General features: G+C 75.3%; 15 protein-coding genes. 1 reads left to right on the top strand and 14 read right to left on the bottom strand.

Features of this window, described 5'->3' with window-relative positions; genetic code table 11:
* Window positions 1–25 precede the first annotated feature (25 nt).
* The 11 genes from ACQFYA_RS04555 to ACQFYA_RS04505 form a co-directional block, all read right to left on the bottom strand.
* Complete coding sequence (locus ACQFYA_RS04555; protein ID WP_499121853.1) at window positions 26–1,201, bottom strand: acetyl-CoA C-acyltransferase; 1,176 nt, start codon at window positions 1,199–1,201, stop codon at window positions 26–28.
* Entirely contained in the window at window positions 1,198–1,863 is a 666-nt protein-coding gene (locus ACQFYA_RS04550; RefSeq protein WP_499121852.1) for a 3-oxoacid CoA-transferase subunit B, read from the bottom strand. Before ACQFYA_RS04550 ends, ACQFYA_RS04555 begins: the two co-directional genes overlap by 4 nt.
* Window positions 1,860–2,645, bottom strand: a complete 786-nt coding sequence (locus ACQFYA_RS04545) for a CoA transferase subunit A (RefSeq protein WP_499121851.1) — start codon at window positions 2,643–2,645, stop codon at window positions 1,860–1,862. The genes ACQFYA_RS04550 and ACQFYA_RS04545 overlap by 4 nt, the downstream gene beginning before the upstream one ends.
* Window positions 2,642–3,574 (bottom strand): HpcH/HpaI aldolase/citrate lyase family protein, encoded by a 933-nt coding sequence (locus ACQFYA_RS04540; RefSeq protein ID WP_499121849.1) that lies wholly within the window; start codon window positions 3,572–3,574, stop codon window positions 2,642–2,644. Before ACQFYA_RS04540 ends, ACQFYA_RS04545 begins: the two co-directional genes overlap by 4 nt.
* The gene (locus ACQFYA_RS04535; RefSeq protein WP_499121848.1) at window positions 3,571–4,089 is read right to left on the bottom strand and encodes a MaoC family dehydratase; all 519 of its coding nucleotides are present in this window, start codon (window positions 4,087–4,089) and stop codon (window positions 3,571–3,573) included. Before ACQFYA_RS04535 ends, ACQFYA_RS04540 begins: the two co-directional genes overlap by 4 nt.
* 75 nt (window positions 4,090–4,164) lie before the next feature.
* On the bottom strand, window positions 4,165–5,352 hold the full coding sequence (locus ACQFYA_RS04530) for an acyl-CoA dehydrogenase family protein (RefSeq protein WP_499121847.1): 1,188 nt from the start codon (window positions 5,350–5,352) through the stop codon (window positions 4,165–4,167).
* Window positions 5,349–7,571 carry an acetyl/propionyl/methylcrotonyl-CoA carboxylase subunit alpha gene (locus ACQFYA_RS04525; protein WP_499121846.1) on the bottom strand — a complete coding sequence of 741 codons (2,223 nt, stop codon included), beginning with the start codon at window positions 7,569–7,571 and terminating at the stop codon, window positions 5,349–5,351. Before ACQFYA_RS04525 ends, ACQFYA_RS04530 begins: the two co-directional genes overlap by 4 nt.
* A gap of 5 nt (window positions 7,572–7,576) precedes the next feature.
* Window positions 7,577–9,211, bottom strand: a complete 1,635-nt coding sequence (locus tag ACQFYA_RS04520; RefSeq protein WP_499121845.1) for a carboxyl transferase domain-containing protein — start codon at window positions 9,209–9,211, stop codon at window positions 7,577–7,579.
* Window positions 9,208–10,755, bottom strand: coding sequence for a dihydrolipoamide acetyltransferase family protein (locus ACQFYA_RS04515; RefSeq protein ID WP_499121843.1), 1,548 nt, complete (start codon window positions 10,753–10,755; stop codon window positions 9,208–9,210). Before ACQFYA_RS04515 ends, ACQFYA_RS04520 begins: the two co-directional genes overlap by 4 nt.
* On the bottom strand, window positions 10,755–11,792 hold the full coding sequence (locus ACQFYA_RS04510) for an alpha-ketoacid dehydrogenase subunit beta (protein ID WP_499121841.1): 1,038 nt from the start codon (window positions 11,790–11,792) through the stop codon (window positions 10,755–10,757). The genes ACQFYA_RS04515 and ACQFYA_RS04510 overlap by 1 nt, the downstream gene beginning before the upstream one ends.
* Window positions 11,789–13,093, bottom strand: a complete 1,305-nt coding sequence (locus tag ACQFYA_RS04505; protein ID WP_499121839.1) for a thiamine pyrophosphate-dependent dehydrogenase E1 component subunit alpha — start codon at window positions 13,091–13,093, stop codon at window positions 11,789–11,791. The genes ACQFYA_RS04510 and ACQFYA_RS04505 overlap by 4 nt, the downstream gene beginning before the upstream one ends.
* A 140-nt stretch (window positions 13,094–13,233) precedes the next feature.
* Here ACQFYA_RS04505 and ACQFYA_RS04500 point away from each other — a divergent pair, with 140 nt between their 5' ends.
* The gene (locus ACQFYA_RS04500) at window positions 13,234–13,713 is read left to right on the top strand and encodes an Lrp/AsnC family transcriptional regulator (protein WP_499121837.1); all 480 of its coding nucleotides are present in this window, start codon (window positions 13,234–13,236) and stop codon (window positions 13,711–13,713) included.
* Window positions 13,714–13,960: 247 nt separating this feature from the next.
* Here ACQFYA_RS04500 and ACQFYA_RS04495 read toward each other — a convergent pair whose 3' ends face one another.
* From ACQFYA_RS04495 to mgrA, 3 genes are all read right to left on the bottom strand, one after another.
* Window positions 13,961–14,602, bottom strand: a complete 642-nt coding sequence (locus ACQFYA_RS04495; protein ID WP_499121835.1) for a nucleoside/nucleotide kinase family protein — start codon at window positions 14,600–14,602, stop codon at window positions 13,961–13,963.
* Entirely contained in the window at window positions 14,599–15,492 is an 894-nt protein-coding gene (locus ACQFYA_RS04490) for a carbohydrate kinase family protein (RefSeq protein WP_499121833.1), read from the bottom strand. The genes ACQFYA_RS04495 and ACQFYA_RS04490 overlap by 4 nt, the downstream gene beginning before the upstream one ends.
* A gap of 78 nt (window positions 15,493–15,570) precedes the next feature.
* Window positions 15,571–16,632 carry an L-glyceraldehyde 3-phosphate reductase gene (gene mgrA / locus ACQFYA_RS04485; protein ID WP_499121831.1) on the bottom strand — a complete coding sequence of 354 codons (1,062 nt, stop codon included), beginning with the start codon at window positions 16,630–16,632 and terminating at the stop codon, window positions 15,571–15,573.
* Window positions 16,633–16,723: the final 91 nt, after the last annotated feature.

Genomic DNA, 16,723 nt, shown 5'->3' with positions numbered 1-16,723 from the left:
GCTCCCCTGGGGACGCCATCGAGCGTCAGGCCTCCAGCAGCACTGCCGAGCCCTGGCCGCCGCCGCCGCAGAGGGCGGCCGCGCCGACCGACCCCGGCCCGAGCAGCTGCAGCCGCCGGGCCAGGTGCCCCACGACGCGGGCCCCGGACGCCCCGATCGGGTGCCCGAGCGCGATGGCGCCGCCGTTGACGTTCACCAGCTCCGGGTCGAGGCCGAGCATGTCCACCGACGCGAGCACCACGGCCGCGAAGGCCTCGTTGATCTCGACGGCGGCGAGGTCGCGCGGAGCCACGCCGGCCCGGTCGCACGCCGCCGTGATCGCGTTGGCGGGCTGCGCGTGCAGCCCGACGTCGGGCCCCGCGACCAGCGCGTGCCCCCGGACCCGCACGCCGGTGAGGCCGCGGTCCGCCGCGACGTCGTCCGCGACGAGCACCAGCGCCGCCGCGCCGTCGGAGATCTGCGACGCGTTGCCGGCCGTGATCGTGCCCTCCGGGCGGAACGCCGGCCGCAGCCGCGCGAGGCCGTCGAGCGTGGAGTCGGGCCGTACGCCGTCGTCGCCGTCCACCACCACGGTGCCGCGGCGGCCGGGCACCTCGTACGGTGCGATCTCCTCGGCCAGCAGGTCGGCCGCCTTGGCCGCCCGCGTGTGCGAGGACACGGCCAGCGCGTCCTGCGCCTCGCGGGTGTTCCACGCGGCGGCCGCGAGCTCCTCGCCGTGCCGCTCGGTGCTGAGCCCCATCGAGTCGCGCTCGAAAGCGTCGGTGAGGCCGTCGTGCGCCATCGTGTCGATCAGCTCCACCGGGCCGAACCGCTGGCCGGCCCGCGAGCCCACCCACGCGTGCGGGGCGAGCGTCATCGACTCCATGCCCACCACGGCCACGACCCGCGCCTCGCCGCCCGAGATCAGGCGGTGCGCCTGCACCACCGCCTCCGCGCCGGAGAGGCAGACGGCGTTGAGCGTCACGGCGGGCACCGTCATCGGCACCCCGGCCCCGACGCCCGCCTGCCGGGCCGGGTTCTGCCCGGCGCCGCCCTGCAGCACCTGCCCGCCCAGGACGACGTCCACCTCGGTGGGCTCCACGCCCGCCGCCGCCAGCGCCGCCGCCAGCGCGTGCGCGCCGAGCACCGTCGCCGGCACCGACGCGAACGCCCCGTTGGCGCGCACGAACGGCGTCCGGCGGTACCCCACGATCACGCTCATGATGCGACCTCCTCGTCGAGCTCGACCACGACCTCGGCCTCCGTGGCCTCGCGCACGTCGTCGACGGTCACCCCGGGCGCGAGCCGGCGCAGCACGAACGCGGCCTCCAGCCCGTGGTCGGTCACGTCGAGCACGGCGCGGTCGGTGACGATCCGGTCGACCACGCCCTCGCCGGTGCGCGGCAGCGTGCACCGGCCGCGCAGCTTGGGCGTCCCGTCGCGGGCCACGTGGTCCATGAGCGCCACGATGCGCCGCGCGCCGACCACGAGGTCCATGGCCCCGCCCATGCCCTTCACCAGCTTGCCGGGCACGGTCCAGCTCGCCAGGTCGCCGGTGGCGGACACCTGCAGCGCGCCGAGGATCGCGATGTCCACGTGCCCGCCGCGGATCATCGCGAACGAGTCCGCCGCGTCGAAGTAGCTGGCGCCCGGCACCGCGGTGACGGTCTGCTTGCCGGCGTTGATGAGGTCGGCGTCCTCGGTGCCCTCGACGGGGTACGGGCCGATGCCGAGCAGGCCGTTCTCGCTCTGCAGGGTGATGCCGACGCCCTCCGGCAGGTGGTTCGCCACCAGCGTCGGGATGCCGATGCCGAGGTTGACGTAGTCGCCGTCGCGCAGCTCCGCCGCCGCCACGGCCGCCATCTCGTCGCGCGTCCAGGTCATGCGGCACCTCCCTCGTTCTGACCGCCGGTCGAGCTTGTCGAAACCGCGTCCTGGGCCTCGACAGGCTCGACCACCGGGGCCGGGCGCACCGTCCGCTGCTCGATGTCCTTGACCCGCTCGCGCGCGAGCACGAGGCGGTGCGTGTAGATGCCGGGCGTCACCACGACGTCCGGGTCGATCGGCTCGTCGGTGATCTCCTCCGCCTCGACCACCGTCACGCGCCCGGCCGTCGCGATCACGGGGTTGAAGTTGCGCGCCGTGTACCGGTAGACGAGGTTGCCGAACCGGTCCGCGCGCCGCGCGTGCACCAGGGACAGGTCGGCCACGATGGCGCGCTCCAGCACGTACCGGCGGCCGTCGATCTCGTCGACCTGCTTGCCCTCCGCCACGGGCGTCCCGACGCCGGTCGGGGTGTAGAACGCGGGGATGCCCGCGCCGCCCGCCCGGAGCCGCTCCGCGAGCGTGCCCTGCGGCACGAACTCGACCTCGAGCACCCCGTCGAGGTACTGCTGCGCGAACAGCTTGTTCTCCCCCACGTACGAGGCGAGCACGCGCCGCACCTGGTCGTTCTCCAGCAGGACGCCGAGGCCCTTGCCGTCCACGCCCATGTTGTTGGACACGACCGTCAGGTCCTTCACCCCGGAGTCGCGGACCGCCTCGATGAGGTCGGTCGGGTTGCCGCTCAGGCCGAAACCGCCGACGGCGATCGTCATGCCGTCGCGCAGCAGGCCCTCCAGCGCAGCCACGGCGCTGGGCTGCCGCCGGCTCGTGGTTCTTGTCATCCTCGTCCCCCGTTCGTCTCCTCGACCGTACGTCCGCCGGCGGGCCCGTCGGGAGACCCGCCCAGCTCCGCGCGGCGCAGCACCGCCTCGGCGTGCCGCAGCAGCGGCGCGTCGATCATCTGCCCGCCCACGGTGAGCACGCCGGCGTCGGCCGAGGCGCCCGCGGGCAGGTCGGCGAGCGCCTCGGCGCGCCCCGACGCCGCGGCGAGCACCTCGCGCGCCCGCTCCACCGCCGCCTCCGACGGCGCGAAGGCGGCGCGCACCACCGCCACGTGGCTCGGGTGCACGCACAGGGAGCCGACGAACCCGCTCGCCGCCGCGTCCAGCGCCTCGGCACGCAGCCCGGACAGGTCGTCGAGCTCCAGGTGGACGGCGTCGATCGCCGCCTTGCCGGCCGCGCCCGCGGCCAGCAGCACCGCCGACCGGGCGTGCCGGGCGACGTCGCGGTAACCGCCGCCGGCAACCCGGCTGGACGTGCCGTGCAGCGACGCCACCAGGTCCTCCGCGCCCCACGCGAGCGCGACGACGTCGGGCCGGGCGGCCAGCGCGGGCGCGGCGAGCACCCCCGCGGCTGTCTCGCACAGCGCGACGACGGCGTACGGACCGCCGTCCGGGGCGAGCAGCGGGCCCACGAACCGCCCGTCCGCCTTCGGCAGCATCACCGTGCGGTAGGGGGTGCGGGCGAGGGCCGCGAGGTCGGCCTCGTGGTCCGGCGTGCCGACCGCGTTGACGCGCACGACGACCCGCTCCGGGTCCAGCACGGTGTCGACGAGCGCGTCCCGCGCGGCGGCCTTGCGACCGGGTGCGACGGCGTCCTCGAGGTCGAGGATCGCGGCGTCCGCGCGGTCGAGGGCCTTGGCGTACCGGTCGGGCCGGTCGGCGGGGCAGAACAGCAGCGCCGGGCCGAGCGCGAACGGGGCGGGGTTCACAGCACTCCCCCGCCGTGCTCGTTCGCGCGCCGGTGCTCGTGCTCCTCGTACCCCTCGCGCGTCCACATCAGCGTCGTCCGCAGGGCCCGCGCGACGACCTCGCCGTCCTGGTTGCGTCCCACGTGCTCGAGCGTGACGACCCCCGTGCCGGGGCGGGAGCGGGACGGCCGCCTGTCGGCCACCGTCGTCTCGCCGTACAGGGTGTCGCCGTGGAACATCGGGTGCGGGAACGCGACCTCCGTGAACCCGAGGTTCGCCACGATCGTGCCGCGCGTCAGGTGCGCCACCGACAGCCCCACCAGCGTGGCCAGCGTGAGCATCGAGTTCACCAGCGGCTTCCCGAACGGCTGCGTCTCCGCCCACGCCGCGTCCAGGTGCAGCCCCTGGGGGTTCATCGTGACGGACGTGAACAGCACGTCGTCCGCCTCCGTCATCGTGCGGCCGGGCCGGTGCACGTACCGCACGTCGGGCTCCAGCTCGTCGTAGTAGAGCCCGCGCTGCACCTCGTCACGCATGGTTCCTCCCTCGGCCGACCATGCAGTTGTGCACGCTCTGAGCGGTGAGAACGTGCACAACTCCATGCTCGGCGGTCATGACGCCAGCCCCAGGTCGCGGGCGATGACCATGAGCTGCACCTCCGTGGTGCCCTCGCCCACCTCGAGGATCTTGGAGTCGCGGTAGTGCCGGGCGACCGGGTTCTCGTTGAGGAACCCGTACCCGCCGAAGATCTGGGACGCGTCGCGCGCGTTCGCCATGGCCGCCTCGCCGCCCACGAGCTTCGCCACCGACGCCTCGGCCTTGAACGGCTTTCCGTGCACCTGCTTGAGTGCGGCGTCGAGCCAGCACAGCCGCGCGGAGTGCACGCGCGCCTGCATGCGGGCGAGCGTGAACGCGATGTGCTGGTTCGAGCCGATCGCGTGCCCGAAGACGTTCCGCTCCCGCGAGTAGCGCAGCGCCTCCTCCAGGCAGCCCTGCGCGGCGCCGGTCGCCAGCGCGGCGAACGCGATGCGGCCCTCGTCGAGCGCACGCAGGAAGTTGGCGTACCCGCGCCCGCGGTCGCCCAGGAGGTGCGAGGCCGGCACGCGCACGCCCTCGAGCGTCAGCGGGTGGGTGTCCGACGTGTGCCAGCCGACCTTGTCGTAGCTCGGCCCCACCGTGAAGCCGGGCGTGCCCGAGGGCACCAGGAACGACGACAGCTCCTTCTGGACGGTCCCGTCGGGACCCGTGCGCTCGCCCGTCACCGCCGTGACCGTCACGACGCTGGTGATCGGCGTGCCGGAGTTGGTGATGAACTGCTTGGAGCCGTCGAGCACCCACTCGCCCGCGGCCTCGTCCAGGCGCGCGGTGGTGCGCGTGGCGCCCGCGTCGGACCCCGCGCCCGCCTCCGTGAGGCCGAAGGCCGCGAGCGCCCGCCCGGTCACGAGGTCGGGCAGCCAGCGCTGCTTCTGGGCGTCCGTGCCGTGCCGGAAGATCGGCATGATGCCGAGCCCGACGCCCGCCTCCAGCGTCACGGCGATCGACTGGTCCACCCGGGCGAGCGCCTCGACCGCGAGGCACAGCGAGACGTAGTCCTTGCCCTGTCCGCCGACGTCCACCGGGAACGGCAGGCCGAACAGCCCGAGCTCGCCCATCTGGGCGATGATCTCCACGGGCAGGCGGCGCTCCGTGTCGTACCTGTAGGCAGCAGGGGCCACCACCTGGTCCGCGAACTCGCGCACCACGGCGCTGAGCTTCCGCTGCTCGTCGCTGAGCACGGTGGACTGGGTCTCGCTGATCATGACGCTCCTCGGGTGTCGGAGTGTGCTGCCGCGACGGCGGGGTCTGCCGGGGCGGGAGCGGGGTCTGCGGGGGTGTCCGCAGTCGTCTCGGTGGGCGGGTCGACGACGGCGACGACCTGGTCGAGGCGCACCTGGTCGCCGGCGCGGACGTCGACGCGGACGACGCCGCCGACGGGCGCGAGCAGCGGGTGCTCCATCTTCATCGCCTCGACGACGACGACGGGCTGGCCCGCGGCCACGACGTCGCCGTCCGCGACGGGCACGGCGGACACGGTGCCGGGCATCGCGACCCGCACGGGCGCCCGGGCGACGCCGCCGTGCGCCGCACCGTCGTCCGCCGCCGCGCGGTCCGCGCGCCGTCGCGCGGCGAGCGCCGCCCGGCCGAGCACCGTGAACGACGACGTCCGCCCGTCCACGTGCACCCACACCACCGGAGACGCTGTGGGTACGAATTCGGCGGGAATATCCGCCGGAATTCCCGCCGAATTCGTACCCACAACACCTCGGGTGACGCCGTCGACGGTGAGGGCCCATCGGTCGGCCGGCCCCGCGGGGCGCAGGGAAGCGCGGACGGGCCGGCCGTCGTCGATCGTGACGACGCCGTCATCGGCGGTGCCGACCACGGTCACCGCGTGCTCGATCCCCGCCGCGTCGACGAGCGCGCACCGGCGCGGCGCGCGCGGCGCGTTGAGCCGCCACCCGTCGGCGCCGGTCCACGGCCCGGCGGGCAGCGCGTCGCGGGGCGTCAGGGCGAGCAGGGCCGCCGCCACCGACCCGACGGACGCGCTCGTCGAGACCAGGGTCCCGGTCCCGGCGAGCTCGACCAGCGAGCGGGCGACGTAGCGGTCGATGAGGCCCGTGTCGAGGCGGCCGGCGCGCACGTCCGCGTCGGCGAGCAGGTCGCGCAGGAACCCGCCGTTGGTCTCGACGCCCAGCACGACGACGTCGGCGAGCAGCCCGTCGAGGCGGTCGACCGCCTCCGCCCGGGTGGGCGCCCATGCGACGGCCTTGGCCAGCATCGGGTCGTAGTCGCCGGTCACCTCGGCACCCTCGAGCAGCCCGCTGTCCAGGCGGACCGGGGACGCCCCGGGGCCGGGGGCGACGCCCGCGTCGTCGTAGCGCAGCACCCGCCCGGCGGCGGGCAGGAAGCCGCGGGCCGGCGACTCGGCGTACAGCCGGGCCTCGACGGCGTGCCCGCGCAGCACCACGTCGTCCTGCGCGAGACCCAGGGGCTCGCCCGCCGCGACGCGCAGCTGCTGCTCCACGAGGTCGAGGCCGGTGACCATCTCGGTGACCGGGTGCTCCACCTGGAGGCGGGTGTTCATCTCGATGAACCAGAACGCGCCGGTGTCGTCGCCGGGCACGAGGAACTCCACCGTGCCCGCCCCGACGTACCCGACCGACCGCGCCACCGCGCAGGCGGCCTCGCCGAGCCGCGCCCGGGTCGCGTCGTCGACGACGGGCGACGGCGCCTCCTCCACCACCTTCTGGTGGCGACGCTGCAGCGTGCACTCGCGCTCGCCCAGGTGCACGACGGCGCCGTGGGTGTCGGCGAGCACCTGCACCTCGATGTGCCGGGGCCGCTCGACGAGGCGCTCGAGCAGCAGCCCGTCGTCCCCGAACGACGACGCGGCGACGCGCCGGGCCGACGCGAGCGCGCCGGGCAGTTCCTCGGCCGCGCCCACCACGACCATCCCCTTGCCGCCGCCGCCCGCGACGGGCTTGACCAGCAGCGGGAACCCGACGCCGGCGGCCGCCGCCAGCAGGGCGTCGTCGTCCAGCCCGTCCTCGAGCGTGCCGGGCAGCACGGGGACGCCGTGGCCGGCGACGAGCCGCTTGGCGGCCGCCTTGTCCGCCATCGTCTCCAGCGCGCCGACCGACGGCCCGACGAAGACGATCCCGGCCCGCTTGCACGCCCGCGCGAGCTCCGGGTTCTCCGACAGGAAGCCGTAGCCGGGGTGGATCGCGTCGGCGCCGGTGGCGACCGCAGCGGCGACCACGGCCTCGACGTCCAGGTAGCTGCGCGCAGCGGGGGCGGGGCCGAGGCGGACGGCGACGTCGGCCTCGCGCACGTGCCGGGCGTCGGCGTCCGCGTCGGAGTGCACGGCCACGGAGCGGACGCCGAGCCGGCGCAGCGTGCCGACCACGCGGCAGGCGATCTCGCCGCGGTTGGCGACGAGCACGGTGCGGAACGGCCGGGCGGGTGCCGAGGAGGTCATGCCGCTCACATCCGGAAGAGCCCGAAGCGGGGCTCGGTCGGGGGCGTGGTCGGGGACCCGCCGGGCAGCGGCGTGCGGGAGCAGACGCCCAGCGCGAGGCCGAGCACGCGGCGGGTGTCGGGCGGGTCGACGATGCCGTCGTCCCACAGCCGCGCCGTCGCGTGGTACGGGTCGCCGGCGGCCTCGTAGCCGTCGCGGATCCCCGCCCGGAACGACTCCTCGTCGCCCGCGTCCCACTCCTCGCCGCGGCGCGCGAGCTGGTCACGCTTCACCGTGGCGAGGACCGACGACGCCTGCGCCCCGCCCATCACGCTGATCCGCGACCCGGGCCACGACCACAGGAACCGCGGGGAGTACGCCCGCCCGCACATCGCGTAGTTGCCGGCGCCGAACGACCCGCCCACGATGACGGTCAGCTTCGGCACGCGCGTGGTCGCGACGGCGGTGACCATCTTGGCGCCGTCCTTGGCGATGCCGCCCGCCTCGGCGTCGCGGCCCACCATGAACCCGGAGATGTTCTGCAGGAACAGCAGCGGGATGCCGCGCTGGTCGCACAGCTCCACGAAGTGGGCGCCCTTGAGCGCGGACTCGCGGAACAGCACGCCCGCGTTGGCCAGCACCCCGACCGGGTGGCCGTGGACGCGCGCGAACCCGGTGACGAGCGTCGTGCCGTACTCGGGCTTGAACTCGTGGAGCTCACTGCCGTCGACGAGGCGGGCGATCACCTCGCGCGGGTCGTAGGGCTGCTGCACGTCCACGGGCACCGCGGCGTACAGGCCGTCGGGGTCCACCAGGGGCTCGCGGGACGGCGCGACGTCCCACGCCGGCTCGGGGTCCGGCGGCAGCGTGGCGACGATGTCGCGCACGATGTCGAGCGCGTGCTCGTCGTCCTCGGCGAGGTGGTCGACGACGCCGGACCGCCGCGCGTGCAGCTCGCCGCCGCCCAGCTCCTCGGCCGTGACGTCCTCGCCGATCGCGGCCTTCACCAGCGGCGGGCCGCCCAGGAAGATCGTGCCCTGGCCGCGCACGATGACGGTCTCGTCGCTCATCGCCGGCACGTACGCCCCGCCCGCGGTGCAGGAGCCGAGCACCGCCGAGATCTGCGGGACGCGCGCCGCCGACAGCCGCGCCTGCTGGTAGAAGATCCGCCCGAAGTGGTCGCGGTCGGGGAACACCTCGTCCTGCCGCGGCAGGAACGCGCCGCCGGAGTCCACCAGGTACACGCAGGGCAGCCGGTTCTCCAGCGCGATCTCCTGCGCCCGCAGGTGCTTCTTCACGGTGAGCGGGTGGTAGGTGCCGCCCTTGACGGTCGCGTCGTTGCAGACCACCATCACCTGCCGCCCGCTCACCAGCCCGATGCCGGCGATGACGCCCGCGCCCGGCCAGGCGCCGTCGTCCAGGTCGTAGGCGGCGAGCGGCGCGACCTCGAGGAACGGGCTGCTCTCGTCGAGCAGCCGGGCCACGCGGTCGCGCGGCAGCAGCTTCCCGCGCGACGTGTGCTGGTCGCGGGCCCGCTCCGTGCCGCCCAGGGCGGCGACGGCGGTGCGCTCGCGCAGGCGGTCCGCGAGCGCCCGCTGCGCCTCGTCGTTCGCGCGGGCCGCGTCGGCGCGGGGGTCGACGGCGGAGGCGAGGACGGTCACGACGCCTCCCCCTCGACGGTCGAGCCCGTCCCCCCGCTGGTCGAGCCTGTCCCCCCGCTGGTCGAGCCTGTCGAAACCCGGGTCTCGACCGACGACGCCGACGGGAGCAGCAGGGCGAGCGCCGGGTCCGCGAGCACCGCCCCGAGCTCGGCGAGGAAGCGCGCACCCTGCTCGCCGTCCACGACGCGGTGGTCGAACGTGAGGCTGAGCGTCGTCACCTGGCGCAGCGCCACCTCGCCGTCGTGCTCCCACGGGCGCCGCGCCACCTGCCCGAGCGCGAGGATCGCCGGCTCGCCCGGGTTGAGCAGCGGGGTGCCCGCGTCGACGCCGAAGACGCCGACGTTGGTGAGGGTGAGCGTGCCGCCCACGAGCCGCTCGGGCGTCGTGCGGCCGGCCCGCGCCGTCGTCGTGAGGTCCGTGAGGGCGGCCGCCATCCCGGTGAGGGACAGCGCGTCCGCGGCCGGGACGTGCGGCACCACCAGCCCCCGCTCGGTGGCCACCGCGATCCCGAGGTTCACGTGCGCCGGGCGCACGATCTCGGCGTCTCCGCCGGGGCCGCCGTCTACCCAGCGGCTCGTGAGCGCGGGGTGGGTCGGCAGCAGCGCGCACACCGCCCGCGCCACCAGCGCCAGCACCGTGATCCGCGTGCCGCCTGCCATCGGGTGGGACTTGAGCCGGGCCAGCAGCTCCATGCTCGCCGTGACGTCCACCGTGAGGAACACCGACGCCTGCGGGGCCGCGGCGCTCGCCACCATCGCCGCCGCCGTGCGCTTCCGCACGCCCCGCACGGGGGTGCGCGTCTCGCCTGCGGACGGCGCCGCCGTCGTCGTACCGGTGGGCGGGGCGACCGGCGCCGCCGACGCCGACTCGACGTCCTCCCGGGTGATGCGGCCGTGCGGGCCGCTGCCGGCGAGCGCCGTGAGGTCGACGCCGCGCTGCCGCGCCAGCGTCCGCACCACCGGCGTCGAGCGCGGGCGATCGCCCTTCCCCGCGCTGGTCGAGCCTGTCGACACCGCGTTCGTGGTCTCGACAGGCTCGACCGACGAGGTGGGCGCGTACCGCCGCGGCCGTCTCGCGGGGCGGCCCGTGCGCTCCGGCCGCGCGCCGTACCCGACGAGGTTCGGCTCGGGCACGTCCCCGTGGGCGGAGCCTGTCGAAACGTTGGTGGAGCCTGTCGAAACGTTGGTTGAGCTTGTCGAAACCCGGTCGGTGGTCTCGACAGGCTCGACCGACGAGGGCGTCTCGACAGGCTCGGCCGACGAGGAGGGCTCGACCGGCGAGGAAGGCTCGGCCGACGACACGTCGGACAGGTCGAAGGTGACCAGCGGCTCGCCCACCTCGACGGTCTGCCCCTCCTCGGCATGCAGCACCCGCACGACGCCGGCGCACGGCGACGGCAGCTCGACCAGCGCCTTGGCCGTCTCCACCTCGGCGATCACCTGGTTGAGCTCGACGGCGTCGCCCACCGCCACGCGCCACTCCACGACCTCGGACTCGGTCAGCCCCTCGCCCAGGTCCGGCAGCCGGAACTCGCGCGTCGCCATCACGCTCCCACTTCCACGCCGGTCGTCGCCGTCGCGCCGGACGCGGGGACGCGGCCCAGCACGCGGTCCACGCCGTCGAGCACGCGGTCGAGGTCGGGCACCTGGTTGCCCTCGAGCTTCGCCGGCGGGTACGGGATGTCGTAGCCGGTCACGCGCACCGGCGGCGCCTCCAGGTACTCGAAGCAGCGCTCGGTGATCGACGCCGCGATCTCGGCGCCGACGCCGGCCTGCCGCGGTCCCTCGTGCAGCACGACCAGCCGCCCCGTGCGCCGCACGGACGCGGCGATGGTGTCGTGGTCGACCGGCGACAGGGACCGCAGGTCGATCACCTCGACGGAGACGCCCTCGTCGGACGCCGCGACGGCCGCGTCGAGGGCGGTCGCGACGTGCGAGCCGAACGTCACCAGCGTGACGTCGTCGCCCGGCGCCACCACCCGCGCGGCGCCCATCGGCGGCGCGTCGTCGAGCGGCACGTCCGGGTCCACCTCGCCCTTGAGGTGGTAGCGCCGCTTCGGCTCGAAGAAGACCACCGGGTCGTCGCATGCGATCGCCTGGCGCAGCACGGTGGCGGCGTCCTGCGGGGTGGCCACCGAGACCACGCGCAGCCCGGCCGTGTGCACGAAGTACGCCTCGGGCGACTCCGAGTGGTGCTCTGCGGCGCCGATGCCGCCCGCCACGGGGATGCGGATGGTGACCGGGAGCTTCACGGCGCCCCGGGTGCGGGCGTGCATCTTCGCGAGCTGGCTGACGATCTGGTCGAACGCCACGTACACGAACCCGTCGAACTGGATCTCCACCACCGGCCGGTAGCCGCGGTACGCCAGGCCGATCGCCGTGCCGAGGATGCCGGACTCCGCGAGCGGCGTGTCCACCACGCGCCGCGGCCCGAACTCGTCCTGCAGCCCGTCGGTCACGCGGTACACGCCGCCGAGGCGGCCGATGTCCTCGCCGAGCACCATGACCGTCGGGTCGTCGGTCAGGGCCCGCCGCAGCCCGGCGCCGAGCGCCTTGGCGAGGGTGAGCGTCTGGGTCGTCATCGGTCGGCCCCCTGTCCGGCGCCGGCGGTCGCGGTGTCGGCGAAGCCCGCGAGGTACGCGGCGTGCTCAGCCCGCTCGGCCGCGACCGTGCGGTGCGGCTCGGCGTACACGTGGTCGAAGACGCTCAGCGGCGGCGGGTCCTCGATCATGACGACGCCGGACCGCAGCTCGGCGGCCACGGCGTCGGCGCGGGAGCGCACGCGCGCCTCGTCGTCGTCGGTGAGCCGACCGGCCGTCCGCAGGTACGCCGCGAGGCGCGCGATCGGGTCGCGCCCGGCCCACACCTCCAGCTCCGACGCGTCGCGGTAGCGGGTCGGGTCGTCCGCGGTGGTGTGCGGGCCCATGCGGTAGGTCACGGCCTCGACGAAGGTCGGCCCCCCGCCGGTGCGCGCGCGGTGCAGCGCCTCGCGGGTCACGGCGAGGACGGCCAGCACGTCGTTGCCGTCCACGCGCACGCCCGGCACGCCGAACCCCGACGCCCGCCGGACCAGCGGCACCGACGACTGCAGCGCCACCGGCTCGGAGATCGCCCACTGGTTGTTCTGGCAGAACAGCACGTACGGGACCTGCCACGTGGCCGCGAACACGAACGCCTCGTTGACGTCCCCCTGGCTCATCGCGCCGTCGCCGACGTACGCCACCACGGCGGGCGTCCCGTCCTCCCCCGGCACCACGACGCCGCGCTCGACGTCGGCCTGGATCCCCAGCGCGTAGCCCACGCCGTGCAGCGCCTGCGCGCCGATGATGACCTGCGGCGTCGCCATGTTCACGGCGTACGGGTCCCAGCCCGAGGCCGTGACGCCGCGCCACACGCGGAGCAGGTCCACGGGCGAGACGCCACGCTTCCGCGCGACCGCGTGCTCGCGGTAGCTGGAGAACACGAAGTCGTCGTCGCGCAGCGCCGTGGCCGAGCCCACCTGCGCCGCCTCCTGGCCCTGCAGCGGCGGCCACAGCGCGAGCTCGCCCTGGCGTTGCAGCGCCGTCGCCTCGGCGTCGATGCGCCGGGCCACGACCATGTCCTCGTACAGGCCGAGCAGCGTCGCGCGCGCCGCGTCCGTGCCGTCGTCGACGTCGCTCAGCCAGCGGTCGAGCGCCGGGTCCGGGTGCCGCACGCCCTTCTCGTCGAGCACCCGGACGGTGCCGTCGCCCGTCCCCGCCGCCGTGCCGTTCGTGCCGCCGTTCGTGCCGCCGTTCGTGCCGGTTGTCGTCGTGCCGTCCGTCGTACCGGACGCCGTCTCCGCCCGCGCTCCGCCCGCTCGTGACAGGTCGTCGCGGGACGTCGAACCCATGGTGCTGGGCATCGTCGCCTCACCTCGCGTGTCGCCGGACGCTCCTCGTCGAGCGCCGGATACCGCGAACGTAACGCCGCTCACACACTGCGACCAGCACCCCGCGACACGCTGCGCAGAGTGCTCAGCGCACCCCCGTTAGGCTGGTCGATGTGCGCAGCTACGACGCCGTGGACCTGAGCCTTCTGACGGCGCTCGCCGACGACCCGCGGGCGACGATCGCCGCCCTCGCGGAGCGCCTGCGCCTGTCCCGGAACACCGTGCACGCCCGGCTCGCCCGGCTGGAGGAGTCCGGCGCGTTCCTCGCCTTCGACCGGCGCGTCAACCCCGCCGCGCTGGGGCACCCGCTCACCGCGTTCCTGGAGGTCACGGTGCGCCAGCGGGAGCTGCCCGCGATCGTCGACCGGCTGGCGCAGATCCCCGAGGTCGTGCAGGCGTACGGGCACAGCGGCGCCGCCGACCTGCGCGTGCACGTCGTGTGCCGCGACACCGACCACCTGTTCCGCATCGACGCCGCCATCCTCGCCATCGACGGCGTGGAGCGCACCGAGACGTCGCTGTCCATGGGCGAGCTCATCCCGTACCGCATCCGGCCGCTCATCGAGGCCGCGCGCCGCGACCTCGACCGCTGACGCCGGGGCTCGTCGGTCGAGCCTGTCGAGACCACGTCCTGGGTTTCGACAGGCTCAACCAGCAAGTCGCGGCCCCGCCGGTCGAGCCCGTCGAGACCACGTCCTGGGTTTCGACAGGCTCAACGAGACCGCCGGTCGAGCCTGTCGAGACCAGGTCCAGGGTTTCGACAGTCTCAACGAGACCGTCGGTCGAGCCTGTCGAGACCAGGTCCAGGGTTTCGACAGGCTCAACCAGCGACTCCGGCGGTCAGGGCGTCCAGCGGAGGACGACGTCGGCGGCGTCGCGCGTCGCGCCGACCACCCCCGCGTTGACCTGGTCCGACCCGTGCGCCCAGCGCCGGGCGTTGTCGCGGCCCTTGCCGAACGCGTGGTGCCGCTCCTCCAGCCGGGCGAGGCGGACGTCGTCGGGCACGTCGAGGTACCAGACCTCGGCCATCCGGGCCCGCGCGGCGGGCCACGCGCCGGCCGGCGCGAGCAGGTAGTTGCCCTCCGTCACGACCAGCGGCACGTCGGCGGGCACCGCGACGCCCGCCGCGACGGGCTCCTCGAGCTCCCGGCGGAACACCGGCGCGTACACGGGCGGGTCGCCGGGGCGGGCGTCGGCGAGCCGGGCGATCAGCGCCGCGTACCCGGCGTCGTCGAACGTGTCGATCGCACCCTTGCGCTCCCGGCGCCCGAGGTCGGCCAGGACGGCGTCGGACAGGTGGTAGCCGTCCATCCCGACCTCGACGGCGAACCGCGGGCCGAGCGCCTCGACGAGCGCGCGGGCGAGCGTCGACTTCCCGCCGCCGGGAGGCCCGACGATGCCGAGGACGCGGCGCCGACCCGGCACGGCCAGGCGCCGCGCGCGCTCGACGAGGTCGGCCGTGCTCGCCTCGACGGCGCTCACTCGACCGGCTCCGGGAGATGCGCCAGCCACGACCGCGGCCCGACGTGCGCCACCCGCGTGCTCGCGACGCGCACCGCGTCCGCGCAGGCGTCGGGCAGCGCCGCCCCGCGCGCGAGCGACACCGCGAGCGCGCCGTGGAACGCGTCCCCGGCGCCGAGCGTGTCCTGCGCCACGACCCGCGGCACGGGCACGGTGCCGTGGTCCCGGCCGCCAGTCCACGCGACCGGGTCCGCGCCGCGCGTCACCACCACGGACCGGGCGCCGAGCAGCCGCGCGCCGTGCGCGCCGTCCGACGCCCCCGGCGCGATCTCCCGGGGCACGGCGAAGTCGGCGCTCAGCGCCGCGACGTCCGCCGCGGGCAGCAGCTCCGCGAACACCGGTCGCCACCGCCCGCCGTCGAGCACGACCTGCGGCCGCGGGCGCAGCCCGTCGACGTGGGCGAGCACGGCGCGCGCGATCGCGGGGTGGTGCCCGTCGAGCAGGACGACGTCGGGCCGCGGCAGCGCGGCGAGCGCGGCGGGCGTCGGCGCGGGCGCGGGCGCCAGGGCGGCGTCGGCGGACACCACCGACCGCTCACCGGTCGCGTCGTCGACGAGGACGGCGGAGACCGCGAGCGGGAACCCCTCGTCCGGGCCGGCGACGTCGTGCACCTGCACCCCGCGGTCGTCGAGGTCCGCCCGCGCCGCCTGCGCGACCGGCCCCGCTCCGAGCGCGCTGACCAGCACGGCCCGCGCCCCGAGCGCCGCCGCGGTCACGGCGGCGTTGGCCGCCGGCCCTCCCGCCGCGACGTCCTGCCGCGTGGCCGTGACCTTCTCGTTCGCGCCCGGGCGCCGCGACGCCCGGTGCACGACGTCGAGCGTGGTCAGCCCGACGAACCAGCAGACCGCCATCCGTCCTCCTCTCCTCCGTCGGTCGAGCCCGTCGAGACCCGCGCGGTGGCCTCGACAGGCTCGACCGACGGGCGCTGCTCAGCGGCCGGTGCCGTCCACGGCGTGCGGCTCGATGGCGGCGATCTCGTCGTCGGTGAGCGCCGGGGCGGCGAGGGCCGCCACGTTGTCCTCGAGCTGAGCCACCGACGACGCGCCGATGAGCGCCGACGTCACGCGGTCGTCGCGCAGCACCCACGACAGGGCGAGCTGCGCCAGCGTCTGCCCGCGGCCCTCGGCGATCCCGTTCAGCGCCCGGGCCCGGTCCAGGTACGTGTCCGTGAGGTTCGACGACGACAGGAACGGCGAGTCGCTGCGCGCGGCGCGCGAGCCCACGGGGGCGGAGCCCCCCAGGTACCGGCCGGTCAGGAGGCCCTGCGACAGCGGCGAGAAGACGATCGTCCCGACGCCCAGGTCCTCGACGACGTCGAGCAGGGACTCGCTCTGCCGGCCGTCGTACGCGTCGTCGCGGTCCGCGATCTCCACGTGCCGGTTGAACATCGAGTAGCTGGGCTGGTGGATGAGCAGCGGCACGCCCAGGTCGGCGAGCACCTGCGCGGCCTCGCGGGTGCGCGACGGCGAGTAGTTCGACACGCCCACGTACGTCGCCTTGCCCTGCTGGACGGCGGACGCGAGCGCGCCCATCGTCTCCGTGAGCGGCGTGGAGGGGTCCGGACGGTGGTGGTAGAAGACGTCCACGTGGTCCAGGCCCATGCGGGTCAGGGACTGCTCGAGGGAGGACAGCAGGTACTTGCGCGAGCCGTGGTCGCCGTACGGGCCGGGCCACATGTCGTAGCCGGCCTTCGTGGAGATGACGAGCTCGTCGCGGTACGGACGCAGGTCCTTCGCCAGGTGGCGGCCGAAGTTCTCCTCCGCCGAGCCGTAGGGCGGGCCGTAGTTGTTGGCGAGGTCGAAGTGCGTGATCCCGAGGTCGAACGCCCGGCGCAGGATGGCGCGCTGCGTGTCGAACGGGTTCACGTCGCCGAAGTTGTGCCACAGGCCCAGCGACAGGGCGGGCAGGTCGAGGCCGGAGCGGCCGGTGCGGCGGTAGGTCATCGACTCGTAGCGGGCGTCGTCGGCCAGGTACCGAGGTGCGAGAGGCATGGAGCCATCCTCGCGCACCGGCGGCCGAGCTCCCGCACCACCGCTGGTAGAGCCTGCCGAGACCCGGGTTTCGACAGGCTCAACCAGCGAC

The organism is Promicromonospora sp. Marseille-Q5078 (genome assembly GCF_050315395.1).
Classification (GTDB): domain Bacteria; phylum Actinomycetota; class Actinomycetes; order Actinomycetales; family Cellulomonadaceae; genus Isoptericola.
The sequence above is the reverse complement of the archived record's forward strand: the minus strand, read 5'-3'. Positions and strand labels throughout refer to the sequence as shown.